Source organism: Anaerocolumna sedimenticola, from assembly GCF_009931695.1.
Classification (GTDB): Bacteria; Bacillota; Clostridia; order Lachnospirales; family Lachnospiraceae; genus Anaerocolumna; species Anaerocolumna sedimenticola.
The window spans coordinates 2,905,480-2,923,835 of record NZ_CP048000.1; the positions used below are offsets into that span (position 1 = coordinate 2,905,480).

Sequence of the window (18,356 nt, forward strand, 5' to 3'; positions counted from 1 at the left end):
AAGGTGGTATATAGTATGTTGAATTATTTTCATAAAAAGCTGAGCAGTGATAGTGTATGGGAGCGTGTTATTTATGCATTTCTGCTTTTTATGATCTTATTTTTTGGAGTAACGATTTTAAGTTATTATTTTCTTCCTGAGGGATTATTGAAAAACAAAAATCCCTTACAACAGTGGGAAACTTCCGTTAATACTTTCATTCTCATATTCCAAATATTCTTTTATAATATGATTTCGGTATTAGTTATTGTATTTGGCAGCCTTTTTGGCCAGAAAAAAGAATTGGATGATAATTATCTTTCTATCGGATACCTGGGCTTTTTTACGATGATTTGCATAAACGCCACAGTATTGGGTACTTGGTCATTTTCAGTGGAGAGAGAAGCTGTTCCTCTCCTTGGCAGGATTATCAGGACCTTTGATCTCATACACAGGGCGGGTCTTTGGGAGATGACGGGGCAGTTGTTTATTACCTGTGCGATTGCACATATTTCAACGGTATTGACCAGCGGCAAAAATACCGTTACACGGAAAATAAGAGATATCCAAATGACAAAAGAAGAAAAGTTGGTATTGATAATAGGTTTACTTATCATGTTTATTGGAGCTGTTATAGAGGGTAATGCTATTAATACACTGTAATTACTGGGGTGGAGCAGTAGGAGGTACTGCTTAAAATTCAGCAGGTTTTTATTTTACTAAGATTAATCGAATTAATTATATTTTGGAGGTAGAGTAATATGACGGAACAAATCTTATTAGGCAATATTACAATGGATTGTAAAGATCCAAAATCTCTTTCAGATTTTTACATCCGAATGCTCGGATGGGAAAGACCATATGAATTATATGGTGGAATATGCAATTACATGTGGAGCTGCGAAGGCAAAGGAGCAATTCTCAGACCTATGGACCGTAATGATTGATCCTGCCGGTCATCCATTTTGTTTTGATACTTTATAAAATGTTTACAAAGATACATGTAAAAGAAAAGCCTGTCGAATAGTATACATATCTTTAAATTATAATTTATTGAATTCCATCTCTACATTTAGTAAAATAAAGGAAATAGATACATTTTGAAATGGAGAATGTGAGGATGAAGTTTAAATCAAGAGCCGCAAGATATATAAGTATTGGGTTTTTATTAATATTGTGCTTTGGCAGAACATTTATATGCACAGCAGCGGAAGATAAGCCAAGTGTTTCAGCGGATAAGGAAGACAAGAATGCGGATTCGTTGTCTAGCTATCTTGGTGTTTGGTATGATAAGGCATCGGTGGATTCAGGGCAGACGGAATATACGAACCCGAATGTAAAACTTGTTATCACTGGGATTTCGAAAGATAAGCTGTTATTTTCAATCAGTCAGCAATATTGTATACTCGATTCTGCCATTGCTTTGAAACAGGAAGACGGTTCTTATCAGTTTTCCTTTAATGAGGTAAAGGAAGATGATCTTACAGAGTGCGGCTATGGAACTGAGTATAAAGGAAAATTTATATTTAATGGTATGAAACTGACTGCTGAAATCGGGGGAAGTACTGAGGAGGGAATCGGCTATACCGGAGAGCTGATTTATTATAGTGGACTGGATACAGGTACTCCCTGCAATCTGGTTGATTTAATGACCGATTATAAAACAGCATACAACGGCGCCCCAGGAGATATTACACTGGTGGAGGATAAAGATTCCGGACTTGTAGCAGGAGCGTCATTTGAAATGGGTTCCGGTTTCTGGACATCGGTAAGGTCTTTCGAGGTAGATGGTATTACCATATGTTCCTTTCAGGAGGATTGCATTGCCAAATTCGGGCAGCCTGTTTCAACTCGAACAATGGGAGAGTTTACGGAAGTGGTATATCTGGTGGATGAAAAATATTATCTGACTTCCCCATTAAACCGGTATGGTGTTATGAAAACAATGAAATTAAGCTATGCAAATGAAGAAAAGGTACTGGGATATGAAATAGATGGTGATTTTAAAATTCATGGAACAAAAATAATCGAGTATTTAGGCGGATATGATACGGCAAGGACAATAGTCATACCTGAGAAAATTACAGAGATTGGAGAGATGGCTTTCTATATCCAGGATGATATTACTTTTCCGAATCAGGCTGTTAATATGAAAAAAGTATCTTTGTGTATTCCAAAGGATGTTCGGATTGATGAAGATGCATTTAACACAATAGGTCCAATGAATATAACGTTTGAAGAAGGGCGGAGTATAATTGAAAAAAGAGCATTTCGGGGATGTTCCGCTTATACGGATTTTTGCAATGAAAGTATTGAAATTACCTTACCGTCTACCATCAAATCAATAGGAGAGAGTTCATTTGAGACATTTATATGCGGTAGAATCATACTCAATCTAAATGAAGGCCTTGAAGAAATAGGTGATTATGCTTTAAGCGGAACGAAATGCAAGCTGCCATCCACGGTAAAGAAACTGGGGGATTATGCCCTAAATAATTGGTGGTATGATTCTAAGGCAGAAGGGGAATTATCAGGTGGATATGTGATATTACCAAAAAGCCTTGAGGAAATGGGGGATCACTGTATTTATCTAGAGATGCCTACAAAGAAAATTACGATTCCTGCCTCGGTTAAAAAAATGGGAGAACGCCCAATAACCTATGGAGATAATGCATACATGGGAGGAGTGGTAGTGGAGAAAAAAAGCCGTTACTTTAAAAGTGATAAAAATGGTTGGTTATATACGAAAAACGGAAAAAATCTGCTTTATGCTGCCAGTTTTCATGGCAATCTAGTTGTACCGGAGGGTGTGGAATATGTAGCGGAAGGATCACTAAATCTTGATTTAAACGGTGAGGGAGGACCTCAGAAGATTATATTGCCTAAAAGCCTAAAAAAGTACAATCAGAGAGCTGCTACTAATTGTACAGCTGTATTTAAGGGAAATCCTCCACAGCTGGTTGGGGTAAAAGGTGCCGCTCATTTTACTATGACGTTTTATGTACCAAAAAACAAATTGAAATCTTATAAGAATGTATTTCAGTTGTGGAAAAGTGATTGTAAGATTTTGGAGGCGGAGTAATGTGTCTGAAGAAATATTACTAAATAATGTTACAATGGATTGCAAAGATCCAAAAGCTCTTTCGGAATTTTACATCCTAAAAACAGGGCTGTTGGAACAGCCCTGTCAGTATTTGGATTCCCTTCATTATGCCCGAATGTATGTATTATTTAAGTGTTAAATTATTATTATTTGAGGGATCATCCCCATACTTTAATACGGTTGAAACCTGATTTCAGATCCTCTATAGGTCCGGCTGCCGGTTTTTCTGACCTTTTAACACCAGTATAATCGTTATCCAATACGATCGTATTTCCATTTGGGTCATCGAAAATGGCATCTACGATACGAACTGTGCCAAGTGTCTGAGTGGAAATGATTTTAGTTGGTATATCTAGCATATCTTCACACACGTTCATTTCCAGATAAACTTCCTTACCCTCTTCAACAATCTTAATCTTAGGGTCAAACTCTTTCTTGCTAAAGCTGGCTGTTTCACGGTTAAAGCCATCTGCACCATTTAAATAAACATTAGCAAAGATGTATACTGGTTGTTCGGTTTTCATAAATATTTCAAGATCTCCGACACCGTGATTTAATACTTTTTCGATATACTCTTCGTAGGAGGCCGTATTGGGATTATATCCCGCTGTACCGCAATCCTCTATGCCCTCACCACCGACAAAGATATTATTATAAAATCTGTCATCACCGCCATATACCACTGCTGTACCGGCTACTTCTGTAGTATGAGGAAAGTGGTACGGTGTAGAGCGGTCCGGTACTTTTGCCAGGCGCACTTTACCACAGCACAGATTGTTTACATATGCGCCGCCCTGTGAAACATTATCAAAGGAATAATCAGAAGCAAAAATATTATTATCAACCAGATACGGGCCGTGGCTTACTTCCACCATCAAATCACGGTCGTTATTGTAAAACAGGTTATTACTTACCCGTACTCCCTGAGCCTGCCAGTCAAGCCATGTACCCAAGGTACAGTTATGAATACGGTTATGGTGTATCTTTACGTCAATTGCTGCATGCAGCTTAATCCCGGCGATTTCATAACCGAAAAACTCATGTTTAACGGCAATATTATAGATATGGTTATTATAGATTTCGCTGAATATACCTCCCATATGCCCAACTATGCCATTTTGTCCGCAGTCATAGATACAATTATTTCTAATAATGTGGGAACCGATTTTCTCTTTGCTCCAACCAATCTGGAGTGCGCGAAAAACCGCTTCCATCTGATACTGGTAGCCAGGTTTCTGATGCCTTCTTGAGCAGAGATTATGTCCGGTAGATGCTTCCTTGCCAATACTGATAGCACTGCATTTAGCATCATGGATAATATTATTTTCAATAATCCATCCCTTACTCCAATTTACTCCTAGAAGGCCTGGCTGATCGGCTGTCGGAGGTGCCCACGGGCATGCAGCTTGTGACATCTCAAATCCTCTTACAGTAATATAATTCAAACCTGTTTTCATAGGGTAAAAACAGCATTTTCTAACATTAATTTCAACAAATTCTTTATTAGGGTCCACTCCTTGAAAGTTTGCATAAATTGTAGTATTTTCATCATCTACCATACTATACCACTGGTAAATGGTTTGCTCCGGATGAAGGATTTTCTCAAACTTTCCGGTCCATGGAACAGCAACTACTCCGGTGCGTTCTACCGGATTTTTTACTTCATCTAAAGAGTTAGCTTCATAAAATGATACCCCATTTAAATAAACATCGCCTAAATGGCGGTAAATACCGGGAGTATAAATCAGCCAGTCACCTGTAAGAATTTCTTTATAAGGGTTGAATTCACCAAAGAAGGAATTGGGAAGGATTGTTCTCCATACTGTTCCCACTACTTTCTCCCAGCTCTGGATTCTCTCAGAACCTTTGATTATAACCTTTTCGCCCTCGGCAGCTTCGTATGTAATTCTGCTAAGATTGCTGTAACCGCTGTGTTCAGGTCTTACCCATTCACGGTATTCACCTTCATGGACTATAACCGTATCTCCTGTTTCCGCAACCTTTGCTGCCTTTGAAATCGTCCTAAACGGATGTTCTTTCGTACCCTCTGCAAAATCACTTCCTGTAACCGCTACATGAAATTCCTTTTTCATCTTAACACCTTTCCTTTCTTTTATTATTTTCTTCCAACCTTTAAACAACCATATGATTAATTTTAGTATTACATATGGCATCTAATCTGACATTGATCCATTGATACTTAATTTATGTTTGAATTTTATCATAATTAATACTATAATGCTTGACAGATAATATTATTTTTAGCCAAATATTGCAGATGGTGAATAGAAAAATAAATCTTAGGCAATTGCCAAACTAATTGGAAAAAAATCAATGTGAGAGGAGAAATGATGAATACAAATTTAAGATTATTTCATACCTTGGAAACGGACAATATTTGCTTTAAATCATTAGTAGCAGATGATACCAGGGAGATTCATACTTATGCATCAGATGAAGAAGTTTCCCGCTTTATCGGCTGGAAGCTAATGAAAACCGTGGATGAAACAAGGGAATTTATTGAAACTATGTTAAAACGAGAGGCTGCAGGTACTCATATGTATGCTTCCGTTGTACTGAAAGCAACGCAGGCAATTATCGGGACGGTTATGATTTTCGATTTTGACCAAATCACTAATCACGCCGAAATTGGTTATGTTTTTCACAAAGATTATTGGGGAAAGGGTTATGGATCTGAGAGCGTTGCATTGCTAACTGATTTTGCATTTGATACGCTTAAACTTCACAAACTACATGCCAGTGTAGTAGATGCCAATATTGGTTCTGCCCGTATACTTGAAAAAAATGGTTATGAATTAGAGGGACGGATAAAAGACCACTTTTTTATTGAGGATATATACTATAATCAATTACTTTATGGTAAAATTAATAATAAATAATATTTAAACATTAATTCCAAGTGGATTTAGTGTGAAGAAGAAACTGCTGTGCATTTTTCATCTGATTTTCATGCAACAGTTGCGGCTGATAAACGGCCATGTTGCGTAAGTGTGATTTATTGAAAAGCATAATTTATACCCGCTGGTAGTGCCACATCTGTAAGCAGATGCAGCATGCAATGGGAGCTAGTATGGGCAGTTTCGCAAGTAAACTTGCCCAATGCATGGAGTGTAATATGGAGAATTGTTTTTATAATGGTAAAGAAATATGTACCTATAATTTAAAGGATAAACAACATTATTATATCAATGAGCTTGTAGAAGAGTGGAAATTAGCTGCCAATAGAGGTAAATTAACTTGCAGTGAGTGCGGCGGGAGAGTCTATTTAGCAGCTGGACCAATTAAGGAGCCATACTTTGCCCATTATGATAAACAATCCTGCCCATACGGAAATTTAACTGAATCGGAAGAACTGAAAAAGGGTAAAAGACTGCTGTATACTTTACTTAGAAAAAGTTTTCCCGATGGTGAAATACATGCTAGATATAAAATGAAAAATGGCTTATTTAACACCTGTTATGTAACAAATCCCAAGAGGAATGATATAGCCATTGATTACCATTTACAGCATAGTAGTATCGTAAAATTTCAGGAAAGAGATAAATATTACAAAGACAATCAAATTATTCCCATTTATGTATTAGGAATCAATAAAAGCTGTTATGATAACCAGATATCCTGGTACGAAAACCTGATACAGAAATCGATTGGATTTTGTGTATATCTTGACTCATTGAATGATAAAATACTTCTGAAAAGAAGTTTTGACTATAAATTAGGAAGTTTAAGAAAGATACGCTTTTGTCAGAGAAGTTATTCACTTGATGATATCACGATTGATAGTAAGGGAACTTTCATCTGTGATTTTAGTGATGAATGCAATAAGATAGAATTATTATTAAACGAAGAAAAGCATCTATATGAACAGACGATACGGTTTAAAAATATAAATGCCTCCAAAATGAATGAGATAAGGCCGGATATACTGGAAACTGCCCTTGAATGCTTAAAGCGTGGAGAAGGGCAGCTGGTCTCAAAAAGGTATATGGATTATATAATTGAGAATAAATTATTATAGAGCATTATTAATTACAGCATTAAATAGTATTATTATTAAATTTATTATGATAAACAATATTAAGAATATTTATAGGTACATATCATCAGAGATTAAGGAGAGTATAAATATGACAAGTTATAACACGGTTAAAATCGCCAAGGGTTTTTACAGTATCGAACAGGACTTTGTTCGAAGCTTTCTGATTGAGGGAGACAAGGAAGCGCTGCTAATTGATACGGGAGTCGGCGGAGGAAATCTGAAAGAATATGTAGAACAAATTACAAAACTTCCGGTTACAGTAATTTTTACACATGGGGACGGTGATCATGTGGGGGTGCTGGTCAGTTTGAGAAACGTTTTATGCATCCTGCTGAATTTGACTATTATAAGAATAAGCATGAGAATAGAGATACGGTTTCTATGGAACCTATCTGGGAGGGAGATATCATCAACCTGGGCAGTTACCGTTTCGAGGTAATACTGCTGCCTGGACATACTCCCGGAAGTATCGCGCTCCTTGAAAGAGAGAAACATTTCCTGATCGGAGGAGACAGTATTCAGACAGGAAAGATATATATGTTTGGAAACGGCCGTAATTTCGAAGCTTTCCGTGCCAGCATGAAGAAGCTGCAGGGCATGTTAAAGGATTTTGACACGGTATATGCATCTCATGATGCGCTCTCGGTTCCTGCGGATACGGTTAATCAGCTTTATATTGGTGCAGGCAGGGTTATGGAGAAGAAAGTTATAGGAAAACCAGGAGAATTAAGTTTTGATAAAAATGTTAAAAGTTATGAGACAGACGGCGTGGCTTTTTATGCATATTAAAATATGAGATTTGTAAAAAAGCGGAGCAGGGATTGATATTATCCTGCAGTTACAGTTCGAATGATGTATGGATAAGCCGATTACCTCAATTAATCAGAAATGACAGCTATTATTCATGATAAGCCGCCGGTGAAGAAATTATATGCAGCATTTTAGATACAATGGAATACAAATTAAAAATACAGAGCAGTATTATCATGTTCGTTCAACATGCCATACTGCTCTGAGTTATATCTGTATTTTAAAATACAGCCGGTATAAAAGAAAGTTGGTTTTTATACTTTCTTATTGAAATAATTCCGGATACAACTGTTTTGCAAGTCTTTCCAGTCCATCTAAACTCTGATAGCTATAACCAAACAGATGATTGTAATCGGCAACGAACACCTGCTGGTTTTTAATGGCATTCAAACTTTCCAGTTTTGGATTGGTAAGAACATCATTCAGGTTTGCCTTCCCATCTGATTGTGTTGCATCTTCACTTTCCGTAGCCCATTGTAAAGTTACAAGAACATCCGGATCGGCCTCAATTAATGATTCTACACTGACATCACCCTGTACATCTTCAAATACATTTTGAAGCTTGAGCATTCGGAACATGTCGTTAAAGAAAGTTTCGTTATAAGCTGAGTAGATCAACAGACTTTCCGGATCGCTGGTGTGTATATAGGCAAAGGTTTTATCTTCTTTAATAACACTTAAAGCTTCTTCAACTGCCTGTTGTCTTGCCCTTAATTCACCCGCGAATTTTTCTGCTTCTTCTGATACATTAAAAATTTTTCCGATCATTTCAATATCCTTGTAAATGGAATCAAAGGTACCGCCGGTTATGGAAGATTCCATAACATATGTTTTTATACCCATTTCATTTAAATCATCAACCGTTCCTACACCCCAGTCAGCATTGTCAAAAAGTCCACCCCTGCCAAAAATAAAATCAGGATTAACACTCATTGCAACCTCTTTACCAATATAGGACTTGCCAAGATTAGTGAGTTTGTCGAATTCATCCTCCACGGTAGCATCCGGTTCACCAAATACACCGCCTACCCCTACGATTTTATCAGCGAGTCCAAGGTGAATCAAAAATTCAGCAGCAGTACGGGTCGTTGCAACGATTCGTTCCGGTGCTTTATCAAAGGTAATATCTTTTTCTTCCCATTCAGTGCCGCCTTCTGCTTTCGTATAGTTTTTAACAGTGAGGGGATAAACTGTGCCGGTACTTTCAGAAACAGTGGTTTCGGCAGAAGTTTCCGCCTGGGTTTCATCTTTGGTATCTGTCTGTTTTTCTTCCGTGACGATTTTGGTTTCCGTTCCACCCGATGTTACCTGTCCTTTCGTACTGCAGCCGCCTAGTGCAAAGGTTAAGATTAATGCCAGTGAAATCGCTAATATTTTTTTCATAGTAGTCTCCTTAAATTTGATATACAAAGCTTAAATTGTGAGTGATGGGATTCTCATAAATCTTACAATTAACATCATATAGAGCAGCAACCAGTTCTTCGGTAAAAAGCTCCTTTGGTTGTCCGTGTGCGATAATTTTACCTTTTTTCATAGCATAAATATAATCACAGTATTCTGCAGCCATTTGCAGATCGTGTAGTGCGGCAAGCACGCCAATATTCAATTTTTTAACACAGGAGAGTACTTCAAGCTGATATCGGATATCCAGATGATTAGTCGGTTCATCCAACACCAGAAAAGCAGGCTGCTGGGCAATTGCCCGAGCCAATATGACACGCTGTTTCTCTCCGCCGGACAATGTTAAATAGCTTCTGTCAATATATTCTGTTAAATTGGTTTGCTTTATTGCTCCATGAACAATATCAATGTCTTCTTTTGTATCGGACTCTAATAGCTTCTTGTGTGGTGTTCTGCCAAGCATAACCATTTGAAATACGGTCAAATCAAAATTTAATTCATTGAACTGACCAACCACGCTCATTTTCTGAGAAACCTTTTTAGACGGTGTTTTCAGCAAGTCAATATCATCTAAAAATACGGAGCCTTCTTTTGGCTTTAAGCACTTATAAATACTTTTCAGCATGGTTGACTTACCACAGCCATTAGCGCCGATAATTCCAACAAATTGCCTGTTTCTCACAAGCAGGGAAACATCTTTTACTATTTCTTTCTTGTCGATTGAAACGTGTAGATTCTGAACTTTAAGCTGCATATTATCCTCCAAAATTATAGCCCCTTTTCACAATGATATAGATAAACATCGGTGCACCTATAATTGATGTAATGATACCAATTGGCAGTTCGACATTTTCTACGATTACTCTGGAAATTACATCTGCCCATATCAGGAACAGTGAGCCAATTAATGCTGTTGTTAAAACCAAACGTTTATGATCGGAGCCGATGAAACCTCTTACAATATGGGGGATAATAAGGCCTATAAAACCAATCATTCCTGAATATGCAACAACAACTCCTGTTAAAAGTGAAGTCAGCAGCATATAAAACCTTCTATACTTGGAAAGAGGAATACCTAATGTAGCGGCAGCCTCATCGCCTAACAGCATAGTGTTAAGTATACGGTGCTGGAAAAGGAAAAATACGGTTATCCCACTGACGGTAATAATGAGTATCGGTACTTTGCTCCAGCTTGATGCAGCGAGACTTCCCATTGCCCAAAACGTAACTGTTTTCATTCCTTCTGCGTTGTTTGCGAAATAGACAATAATACTGGAAAATGAGCTGCACAAGGCGCTGATAACCGAACCGGATAACACTAGCTTCATAGAAGTCATCCTTCCGCCAACGCTGGAAAGCAGTAAAACTGCAAGTGAGGCGATCACTGCACCTATAAAGGCACTAAATGCCAAGCCAAACTGAGAGAAAATTGATCCGCCGCCAAATCCAATCAGAATAGCGAAAGTAGCCCCAAGGGATGAACCGGATGAAATACCTAATATATACGGATCAGCAAGGGGATTTTGTACCAGAGCCTGCATAACGGCGCCACTTACTGCTAGAGCCATACCTATAAAAACTGCAAAAATAACTCTTGGAATTCTAACCTGCCAGACAATGTTAACAAAGGAATTTGGTATATCGTTAAGAGAGCCTAAAACACCTCCTGATATTTTGTTAACCAGTATTTCATATGTTTGCCTAAGGGGAACATCAGCTTGTCCAACTGAGGCGGAAAAGCATAAAGAAAAAATGATTGCAGCCAGTAAGAGGAATATTGTAATGACATATACCCCCATATTCTCAAATAATAATTGTTTATTCTTTATTGAAAACACCTCCATATTGTGCAATATTTTTCTGCTCAAGCAGAGTTAAGTATATACTAACTCCTGAAATATATCATACGGTTTTAGCAGCGTCAAGGACAAAGCGGTTAAATGATAATAATTATCATATTCAAAATACAATCATATATCTATGTTGTATAAACTTTTTCGCTGCCTGAAGAACCTTATTTCGTTCCTCCAAAGGTGTTTTGCAATTGTTTCCCTTAATACAATCATTTTTGTAGGAACACCCGCTGCAATCACTGCATTTATAGGTTGTTTTTTCACTCATATACCCGGTCTTTGATTTGGAGTGTTTAATTGATTCGGCATTTTTGTAATCGCATACAAATATTTTACCATAAATCCCTTACTTTCCGAAGTTTGGGATTTATTTTGTTGTCGAAAAAGTAGGACGGCGCCTCAGAAATCTTGAATGTTTATCACATAGATTTGTAAAAAGACTAGCGTGTGATTATTAATCCATTAAGAGACCGTTTGCCGCCATCGGTACATAAGGTTGTGGCAGAATCACTTATCTGCCACGACCTTATGTACCGATGGCGGCAACCGAGTGAGAACGTGTCTCTGTTGGATAATAATCACACGCTATTTTGATACCCTAAAATGTGATAAACATCTCTAATGAAAAAGGGCGCCGCATTTAGTGCGACAACCCTATATTTATTATATATATACAAGGAAGATTGGTTAATGTATAAAATCTTTGAGGCTCAAAGCAGTATCAGTAGCGTTCCTGTCAACTTTATATTGCTCCTGTAAATCATAAGCATGATAATAACCCTTTTTCATCATATAATCACTAATAGCTTCATGAGATGCAATCATGTCATTTAACTGATTAATCAGGGTATTCTTAAGTTGTGGTGATAAGGTTTCCGTTATAGCTACGGCATAATTTTGGACACCGCTTTTCGTTGAAACCAAAAAATCTGTTGCTATGACTTGATCACTCATTTTATCCATACCTGTTAATTTTTCTATTAATGCATTCATAAACAACCTTCTTTCTATCAATAGATATTATTCTTTATTGCCTGAGGAGGCAATCATGGATTCATCCAGATACTCTCTTAACTCTTTGATATGCTGCACGGATTTTTGAATATCATTTTTTATAATGGTTTTTAATTCTTCATCTGAAATTAATGGAGACATAGTAATTGATTTTGTCAGGCATAAGTTTTTCAATGTTAATATTTCATGCAGCTGCATAGTTTCGTTTGGTGCAAGGTCCTGCTGTTGCATAGTTATTCTCCTTTCTTATTAAGGTTTTAAGACAACTTTGATACAGTTATCGGTTTTAGTGTCAAATGCTTCATAACCAAAAGGTGCCTGTTCAAGAGGAAGCTTATGGGTAATTATGTCACTGGGGTCTACCTTGCCTTTGGCGATCAGGTTATAAAGAGTCGGCATAATAGGTATTACGGGAGCTTGTCCTGTTCTCACATTAACATTACGGTTCATAATATCCCCGAAAGGAAACGCATTATAACGGCCTCCGTATACTCCGGTTACTTGAATCATACCGCCTTTTCTTACGGCCTGTGTTGCCATTACAAAAGCTCCTAAGGAACCACTTTGAAGTTTAAGACCCGAACCTACAAATTCCATAGGGGTCATTTTTCCATCCATACCGACGCAATCTATAACTACATCTGCTCCGCCATGGGTTATTTCTTTCAGGTATTCCCCTGTATTTTGATGTTGTTCAAAATTAACGGTTTCCACTTTATTATGTTTTTTTGCATGTTCTAAACGATAGTCAATATAATCTACGGCAATAACTCTTTCCGCACCAAAGATCCAAGCGAATTTTTGAGCCAGTAAACCTACCGGACCACATCCTAATATGGTTACGGTATTGCCTTTTTCAACCCCTGCATTTAATACACTCCAATAGGCTGTAGATACCGCATCGGAAATCAGCACCAGTTTCTCATCCTCTAATTCGCAATCATCAGGAATGCGAAATGGTGTAAAATTACCGTAAGGAACCCTCATATATTCTGCCTGGCCGCCCGGATATCCGCCGAAAGTTTCCGAATAACCAAAAAATCCTCCTGCTTCTCCATTCGGGTTGGAGTTATCACACATACAAGTAAGCCCATGGGTGCAATAATAACATTCACCGCAGCTAACGTTAAAAGGTACAATAACACGATCCCCTTTTTTTACCTTAGTAACTTCCGAACCCACCTCTTCAACAATTCCCATGGGCTCATGCCCAATAATATAATCCTGAGGCAGATTAGGAATCATATCGTGAATCAGATGCAAGTCAGAACCACAGATTGCACTGTTTGTTATTTTTACTATAATGTCATCCGGCTTTTGAATGGTTGGAGCCGGAACCTCTTTAACCATTACTTTTTTAATACCCTGAAATGTTACCGCTTTCATTTATTATTTCCTCCCTCTTTATTTATCAAGTGTTGCAAAGGTTCCTCGTCTGCTGGTATCACCTGGAAATAAATCCATACTTGCTATCTGTACAGCGGTTGTTGAGGATTCCAGATCCATCTGAAATTGTTTTTCCAGTTCCACAGGATGGAACCAACCTTTCTCAATCATGAGTGCTGTTATTTCTCCATGCATACGTATCGCATTTGTTAGTTCGTTCCGCAATACGGTTCTGACTTCAGGAGAGGCTGCTTCTGTGAGGGCAATTGCAATATTTCTTACTCCGCTTTTGGAATTTAATAAGAACGCCGTAGACATTGTTGTATCAACAAGTTTCGGCATTCCCTCGGCATTTCTTATTTCTAGATAGTCATTAATCAATGTGTTACCTCCTTCTAATATCACTTTGCTTAATCCGGTATTATCTGATAAGCGGTGCTTTCTCCAATAATTTTTGTAATGTTTGGATGGATATAATGGATTGCTGAACATCACGTTCTAATAATGCTTTTAGATCCTGATCGAATACAACTCCCTCCATCATTTTTGAAGTGGACATGCAAACTGTCTTTAGATTAAGTACTTCATGAATTTGCATGGTTTCATTAGGAGCCAGTTTTTCATTTGTCATAGTATCACCTCGGCTTTTTTTAATTTGTTCAAACTTGGAATGTGAATTTATTCATGGGAATGAGTCTTGTAATATTTTCTCATAAAATATCAGAAATATTCTAATGGCCTTGTAATTGAGTAAATAATTAGCATAAGTGATATTACTCAGAGCAACAAATGCTTAACGAAATTGAACAAAGGAGAGTGAATATAAGATTTTAAAAAAGTTGAATTGATAGAGTAAGGAAATGCTAAACTAGCTGGTTAATAGGAGAGGTGCAGCAGAATAATATAAGAAAAACTAATGTAATTCAAACGAATTCATGAAATAGTAGATTATCACGGAAATTTAAAATCCGAATTTATCCAAATAATGAATATGAAGATATAAAAATAAAAGCATTACCGTGAGAAAAGCGTGCCTCACGGTAAGTATATTAGACTAATAATATTCAGGTGCACTGATACAGGAATCCATATATTCAAGCAGTTGATTTATTCCAAAAACTGGAATACCTGATATGTTTTGTATAAGATTAGTAAATGGAGCGAAATTGGTGCATTCCAGGATGATTGCACCGGTATCGGGATTTTGCTCCATGTGTCTTAAAGTAAGTTCTTTGATACAATCCTCCAGTACCTCAAGGTCTTCTTCCAGATTGTCATGGATAAAGAGTTTTGAGAATGGTGAATCCTCTGTCATACCGCTTATGTTAACTGGAATATCATTACTTGACCAGCCAAGCTGTTTAAAGGTATCATCATGTATAAGGTCTGCCCGTTCGGTTAAAATCCCTATTTTTAGTTTGCTGTTCAGCATGGTATGGATAAAAGGAGCAAGAATCAATGTATTGGTAAAAACAGGGATATTAACGGCATCAGCAAGTTGTTTTTGAAATCCGGTCAGAAAACTGCAGCTTGTAGTAATTGCCTTACAGCCTTCTTTTTCTAATTCTTTTGCAGCCTCAATGAAAGGCTGAAGCAATAATTTCTCAGCATTGGATGGATTCATTTTATCCGTATTGATATTTCTTACTGTGTAATATTTGACAGGAATTTTATAAGTTCTGGCATTTCCTATATCTCCGACAAGTCTGGGAAAAACCGTATCCATCATTAAAATCCCAATATATTGTCCATAACTTGTATAACCGCCTTTTATTCTCATTATCCGGACTCCTTTCGCATTAAAATTGTAAGATGATCGCGAAACAAGAAAATTATGTTCAAAAACTTTATGGTTTTGCAATCATCTGTTAAAATTTCTGAATTTAAAATAGCATAATGATAAAACGAAGTAAAGTATTATAAGGGATTTATTAAAAGAGTAGTCACTTTGATAAAAAACATATACAAGTTGTCCTTATATAAATTATGTCGTTTAGAAAGCAAAGTAATCGTGAAAAAGCAGTGATATGGACATATATAATCTTGCAAAATAATCATCTGAATTAATCCCGCATAAATCATAGATTTTTTCAAGCCGCTTTTGAAGAGTATGCCGGTGGATATAAAGCCGCGCTGCTGTTTTTGAAGCATTGCAGTTATCCGCAAGATAATATCTTAAGGTTTGAACATAATTGGTTTGATTAATCCTGTCATAGTTAAGAAGAATCTGCAGAGCCTGATTGTCTGATACAAACGAGTGCTCATTCTGGTGAAGAATCCCAAACATTTTGATGAAAGTCATATTATCGTAGGAACATACACCCCTTTTGGCATGTATGGACTTTAATAGATCAGTACATTCGGTAACATGCTCTAATGAAAGATAGAGGGATTCGAGAGATTTAATCCTGTCAACACCAACATAATAATTAATACCCTGCTGTTCAGATAAAAATGTCAGTTCAATACTAAAATCGTAGATCATGGACAGGTATTTATTTTCTGTTTCAAAAATAATGAGAAAAGAGGCTGTACCATTTTTACCAGTATGATATTCACAGGTATCAGCCCGGTCAGTCAGATAGGATTTAATCCTGTTCATACAGTTAAGAGCGATTGTTTCACTGACTGCATATTGATTTATGGGCTGAACATAAAAAAGATGTGCAACTTTGCCGGTATCTTCATTAAATAATACTTGTGAATATTGTTTGAGTGTTTCAAAAATAGAGTGAAATCTGGACTTGGCTGCTTCATCTGATTGCTCATTTTCTGATTTTCCCGTATTGATTTTTTGAATCAAAATTCGAAGAATATCTGAGAAAGTCAAATCTTTCGGAATTTCAAGTACAGGAAAACCAAGCCGGTCTGATTCGTCTAAGATATAACCGGGTATTTTATCAATGTAATATCCGGTTTGAATTGCAATACCGCTTACACCATTATTTTTAAGTGTTAAAATTAGATCGGAATATAATTCATGTTCGTTCAGATTATAACCGGTTGTTACAAGCAGCTCACCTCTCTGCACGGAGTTAGGTGAATCAAGAATCTCCATTACATTAACCCATGATATCACATTGGATTCTCCTGAAAAACCTGCTGCCATCTTTACACCTCTTAGTAATTGATTTTCAACGATATGTCTGATCATTAAGCTCATTAAATCACCGCACTTTCCTGTTTTTATAAGAATACAGCCAATATATGTTGTTCGTCAACGATATTTTTTTATGGACAATGCTAAAATGGACAACGTGTCCAATGAATTAAATTAATTCAGTACATAGTGATTATTGTAAGATAATGCACATACTTTTATACTTTCATATATCAATAATTAGGATTCGAGCGTCAAAAACCATACAAATAATTTACATTTGTCGATTAGCACATCTATAATTCAACATTAGCATGATGCAGAATATAGTTCGATGAGTAACTGTATGAAGTCGTTGGTACTTAGGTCCTGCATTTTAGGGCCTTATGTACCACTACGAACTTCATCCAGGCGAGAGCATGTTATGAATGAACTATATTCTGCGTCACGCAATCAAAATATTAATTGTGCAAATTGACGAAACCATAATATAAAATTGTCTTTTGACACTCGAATCATAATTAGGTAATTGCAAAAGGACCAGAAACAAGTATTACTTGGTATATCTGAAAACTATATAGTTTTGCAATTACCTGATATATAAAAAACGGAGGTGCTGTATGGGATATAAGATATTAATTACGGAGCCAATTGATAAAAAAGGTATTGAATATCTGAAAGAAGAAGGTTATGAGCTAAAGATGGGATCCGGTATAACGGAAGAAATACTGATGGAAGAAGGAGCCGACTGTGACGGCATACTGACACGGAATGGGAATATTACGGAAAAGGTTCTTACATCATGTAAAAAACTAAAGGTTGTAGCCATGCATGGAGTTGGAGTCGACTGCATCGATGTGGATGCCGCGACCAGGCTTGGAATTCAGGTTACTAACGCTGCAAGTTCCAATCAAAGCTCCGTAGCAGAATATACAATCGGTCTTATACTGATGCTTGCTAAGAAATCTATTCATTATAATAATGGATTAAAAAGCGGTAATCTTGAAGTGAGAAAATTGTATGGAAGTGATGTATCCGGCAAAACACTTGGTATTATTGGAATGGGAAATATCGGTACGCAGGTGGCTAAAATTGCGGCCTTTGGACTTAATATGCATGTAATAGGTTATAACCGAAGGATAAAAGGGAAAAAACAAACAGACTATGCACTTCTCACCGATGACATGGACGAAGTGATTTCATCCGCTGATTTTTTATCACTCCATTTGCCGGGAAGCATATCTACAAAGCATATAATCGGAGAGCGGGAACTTTCTTTAATGAAACCGGAAGCATATCTCATTAATACCGGAAGGGGAGAAATTATTAATGAAAGTGCACTAATCAATGTCTTAAAAGAACATAAAATCATGGGAGCAGCACTTGATGTATTTGAAGGAAATCTTCCTAAACCCGATAATCCTCTTTTACATATGGAACACGTAATTGTTACACCTCACACCGCGGCATTTACTACGGAAGCTCTTGAGAGAATGGCATACCAGGCCGCTTTAGGAATTACGGAAGTACTGGAAAAGCGTCCGGTTTCCTATCCGGTTAATAAGATAAAAGACAGCTTTGAGGAGAACAAAGGTATTACGGCTGTGATGAACTATTACCGGTATGAATTCGGTAATAAGTACTAAGATG

General features: G+C 37.0%; 20 protein-coding genes and 1 pseudogene. 9 read left to right on the plus strand and 12 right to left on the minus strand.

All coding sequences use genetic code 11. From position 1 onward, the window contains the following. Nucleotides 1–15: 15 nt before the first annotated feature. The 4 genes from Ana3638_RS12860 to Ana3638_RS12875 all read left to right on the plus strand — a co-directional run bounded on the left by Ana3638_RS12860 (nt 16) and on the right by Ana3638_RS12875 (nt 3,221). Nucleotides 16–642, plus strand: a complete 627-nt coding sequence (locus Ana3638_RS12860) for a stage II sporulation protein M (protein ID WP_161838386.1) — start codon at nt 16–18, stop codon at nt 640–642. Nucleotides 643–849: 207 nt separating this feature from the next. Continuing rightward, complete coding sequence (locus tag Ana3638_RS26785) at nt 850–963, plus strand: VOC family protein (protein WP_334297139.1); 114 nt, start codon at nt 850–852, stop codon at nt 961–963. Between the two features lie 136 nt (nt 964–1,099). Then, nucleotides 1,100–3,061 (plus strand): leucine-rich repeat domain-containing protein, encoded by a 1,962-nt coding sequence (locus tag Ana3638_RS12870; protein ID WP_161838387.1) that lies wholly within the window; start codon nt 1,100–1,102, stop codon nt 3,059–3,061. 1 nt (nt 3,062) lies between these two features. Further along, nucleotides 3,063–3,221: a hypothetical protein gene (locus Ana3638_RS12875; protein WP_161838388.1), complete on the plus strand. Its 159-nt coding sequence runs from the start codon at nt 3,063–3,065 to the stop codon at nt 3,219–3,221. 19 nt (nt 3,222–3,240) lie between these two features. Here the strand turns inward: Ana3638_RS12875 and Ana3638_RS12880 are convergent, their stop codons facing one another. Next, the gene (locus Ana3638_RS12880) at nt 3,241–5,175 is read right to left on the minus strand and encodes a right-handed parallel beta-helix repeat-containing protein (protein ID WP_161838389.1); all 1,935 of its coding nucleotides are present in this window, start codon (nt 5,173–5,175) and stop codon (nt 3,241–3,243) included. 255 nt (nt 5,176–5,430) lie between these two features. On the opposite strand from Ana3638_RS12880, the gene Ana3638_RS12885 reads away from it, so the two are divergent. The 4 genes from Ana3638_RS12885 to Ana3638_RS12900 all read left to right on the plus strand — a co-directional run bounded on the left by Ana3638_RS12885 (nt 5,431) and on the right by Ana3638_RS12900 (nt 7,931). Further along, entirely contained in the window at nt 5,431–5,982 is a 552-nt protein-coding gene (locus tag Ana3638_RS12885; RefSeq protein ID WP_330587559.1) for a GNAT family N-acetyltransferase, read from the plus strand. Nucleotides 5,983–6,218: 236 nt separating this feature from the next. Further along, on the plus strand, nt 6,219–7,121 hold the full coding sequence (locus Ana3638_RS12890; RefSeq protein WP_161838390.1) for a competence protein CoiA family protein: 903 nt from the start codon (nt 6,219–6,221) through the stop codon (nt 7,119–7,121). A gap of 109 nt (nt 7,122–7,230) precedes the next feature. After that, complete coding sequence (locus tag Ana3638_RS12895) at nt 7,231–7,581, plus strand: MBL fold metallo-hydrolase (protein ID WP_161838391.1); 351 nt, start codon at nt 7,231–7,233, stop codon at nt 7,579–7,581. After that, on the plus strand, nt 7,464–7,931 hold the full coding sequence (locus tag Ana3638_RS12900) for an MBL fold metallo-hydrolase (RefSeq protein ID WP_330587560.1): 468 nt from the start codon (nt 7,464–7,466) through the stop codon (nt 7,929–7,931). Before Ana3638_RS12895 ends, Ana3638_RS12900 begins: the two co-directional genes overlap by 118 nt. Nucleotides 7,932–8,216: 285 nt before the next feature. Here Ana3638_RS12900 and Ana3638_RS12905 read toward each other — a convergent pair whose 3' ends face one another. The 11 genes and pseudogenes from Ana3638_RS12905 to Ana3638_RS12950 form a co-directional block, all read right to left on the minus strand. Continuing rightward, nucleotides 8,217–9,335, minus strand: a complete 1,119-nt coding sequence (locus Ana3638_RS12905; RefSeq protein ID WP_161838393.1) for an ABC transporter substrate-binding protein — start codon at nt 9,333–9,335, stop codon at nt 8,217–8,219. A 10-nt stretch (nt 9,336–9,345) separates the two neighbouring features. Then, nucleotides 9,346–10,107 (minus strand): ABC transporter ATP-binding protein, encoded by a 762-nt coding sequence (locus Ana3638_RS12910; RefSeq protein WP_161838394.1) that lies wholly within the window; start codon nt 10,105–10,107, stop codon nt 9,346–9,348. A 1-nt stretch (nt 10,108) separates the two neighbouring features. Continuing rightward, on the minus strand, nt 10,109–11,197 hold the full coding sequence (locus Ana3638_RS12915; protein WP_202621636.1) for a FecCD family ABC transporter permease: 1,089 nt from the start codon (nt 11,195–11,197) through the stop codon (nt 10,109–10,111). Nucleotides 11,198–11,330: 133 nt separating this feature from the next. Beyond that, a pseudogene (locus tag Ana3638_RS27250) lies at nt 11,331–11,504 on the minus strand (IS5/IS1182 family transposase); the annotation flags it as partial. Between the two features lie 389 nt (nt 11,505–11,893). After that, nucleotides 11,894–12,199, minus strand: coding sequence for a spore coat protein (locus tag Ana3638_RS12920; RefSeq protein ID WP_161838395.1), 306 nt, complete (start codon nt 12,197–12,199; stop codon nt 11,894–11,896). Nucleotides 12,200–12,226: 27 nt separating this feature from the next. Beyond that, on the minus strand, nt 12,227–12,451 hold the full coding sequence (locus tag Ana3638_RS12925) for a spore coat protein (protein WP_161838396.1): 225 nt from the start codon (nt 12,449–12,451) through the stop codon (nt 12,227–12,229). A gap of 18 nt (nt 12,452–12,469) precedes the next feature. Further along, on the minus strand, nt 12,470–13,606 hold the full coding sequence (locus Ana3638_RS12930) for a zinc-dependent alcohol dehydrogenase (RefSeq protein WP_161838397.1): 1,137 nt from the start codon (nt 13,604–13,606) through the stop codon (nt 12,470–12,472). A gap of 18 nt (nt 13,607–13,624) precedes the next feature. After that, nucleotides 13,625–13,987, minus strand: coding sequence for a spore coat protein (locus Ana3638_RS12935; RefSeq protein ID WP_202621490.1), 363 nt, complete (start codon nt 13,985–13,987; stop codon nt 13,625–13,627). Between the two features lie 40 nt (nt 13,988–14,027). Beyond that, nucleotides 14,028–14,237, minus strand: coding sequence for a spore coat protein (locus Ana3638_RS12940; RefSeq protein WP_161838398.1), 210 nt, complete (start codon nt 14,235–14,237; stop codon nt 14,028–14,030). A 423-nt stretch (nt 14,238–14,660) separates the two neighbouring features. Then, nucleotides 14,661–15,386, minus strand: coding sequence for an aspartate/glutamate racemase family protein (locus Ana3638_RS12945; RefSeq protein ID WP_161838399.1), 726 nt, complete (start codon nt 15,384–15,386; stop codon nt 14,661–14,663). Nucleotides 15,387–15,599: 213 nt separating this feature from the next. Next, on the minus strand, nt 15,600–16,769 hold the full coding sequence (locus tag Ana3638_RS12950; protein ID WP_161838400.1) for a PucR family transcriptional regulator: 1,170 nt from the start codon (nt 16,767–16,769) through the stop codon (nt 15,600–15,602). Nucleotides 16,770–17,326: 557 nt separating this feature from the next. Between Ana3638_RS12950 and Ana3638_RS12955 the strand changes: the two genes are divergently transcribed. Then, nucleotides 17,327–18,352, plus strand: coding sequence for a hydroxyacid dehydrogenase (locus Ana3638_RS12955; protein ID WP_161838401.1), 1,026 nt, complete (start codon nt 17,327–17,329; stop codon nt 18,350–18,352). The last annotated feature ends 4 nt before the right edge of the window (nt 18,353–18,356 follow it).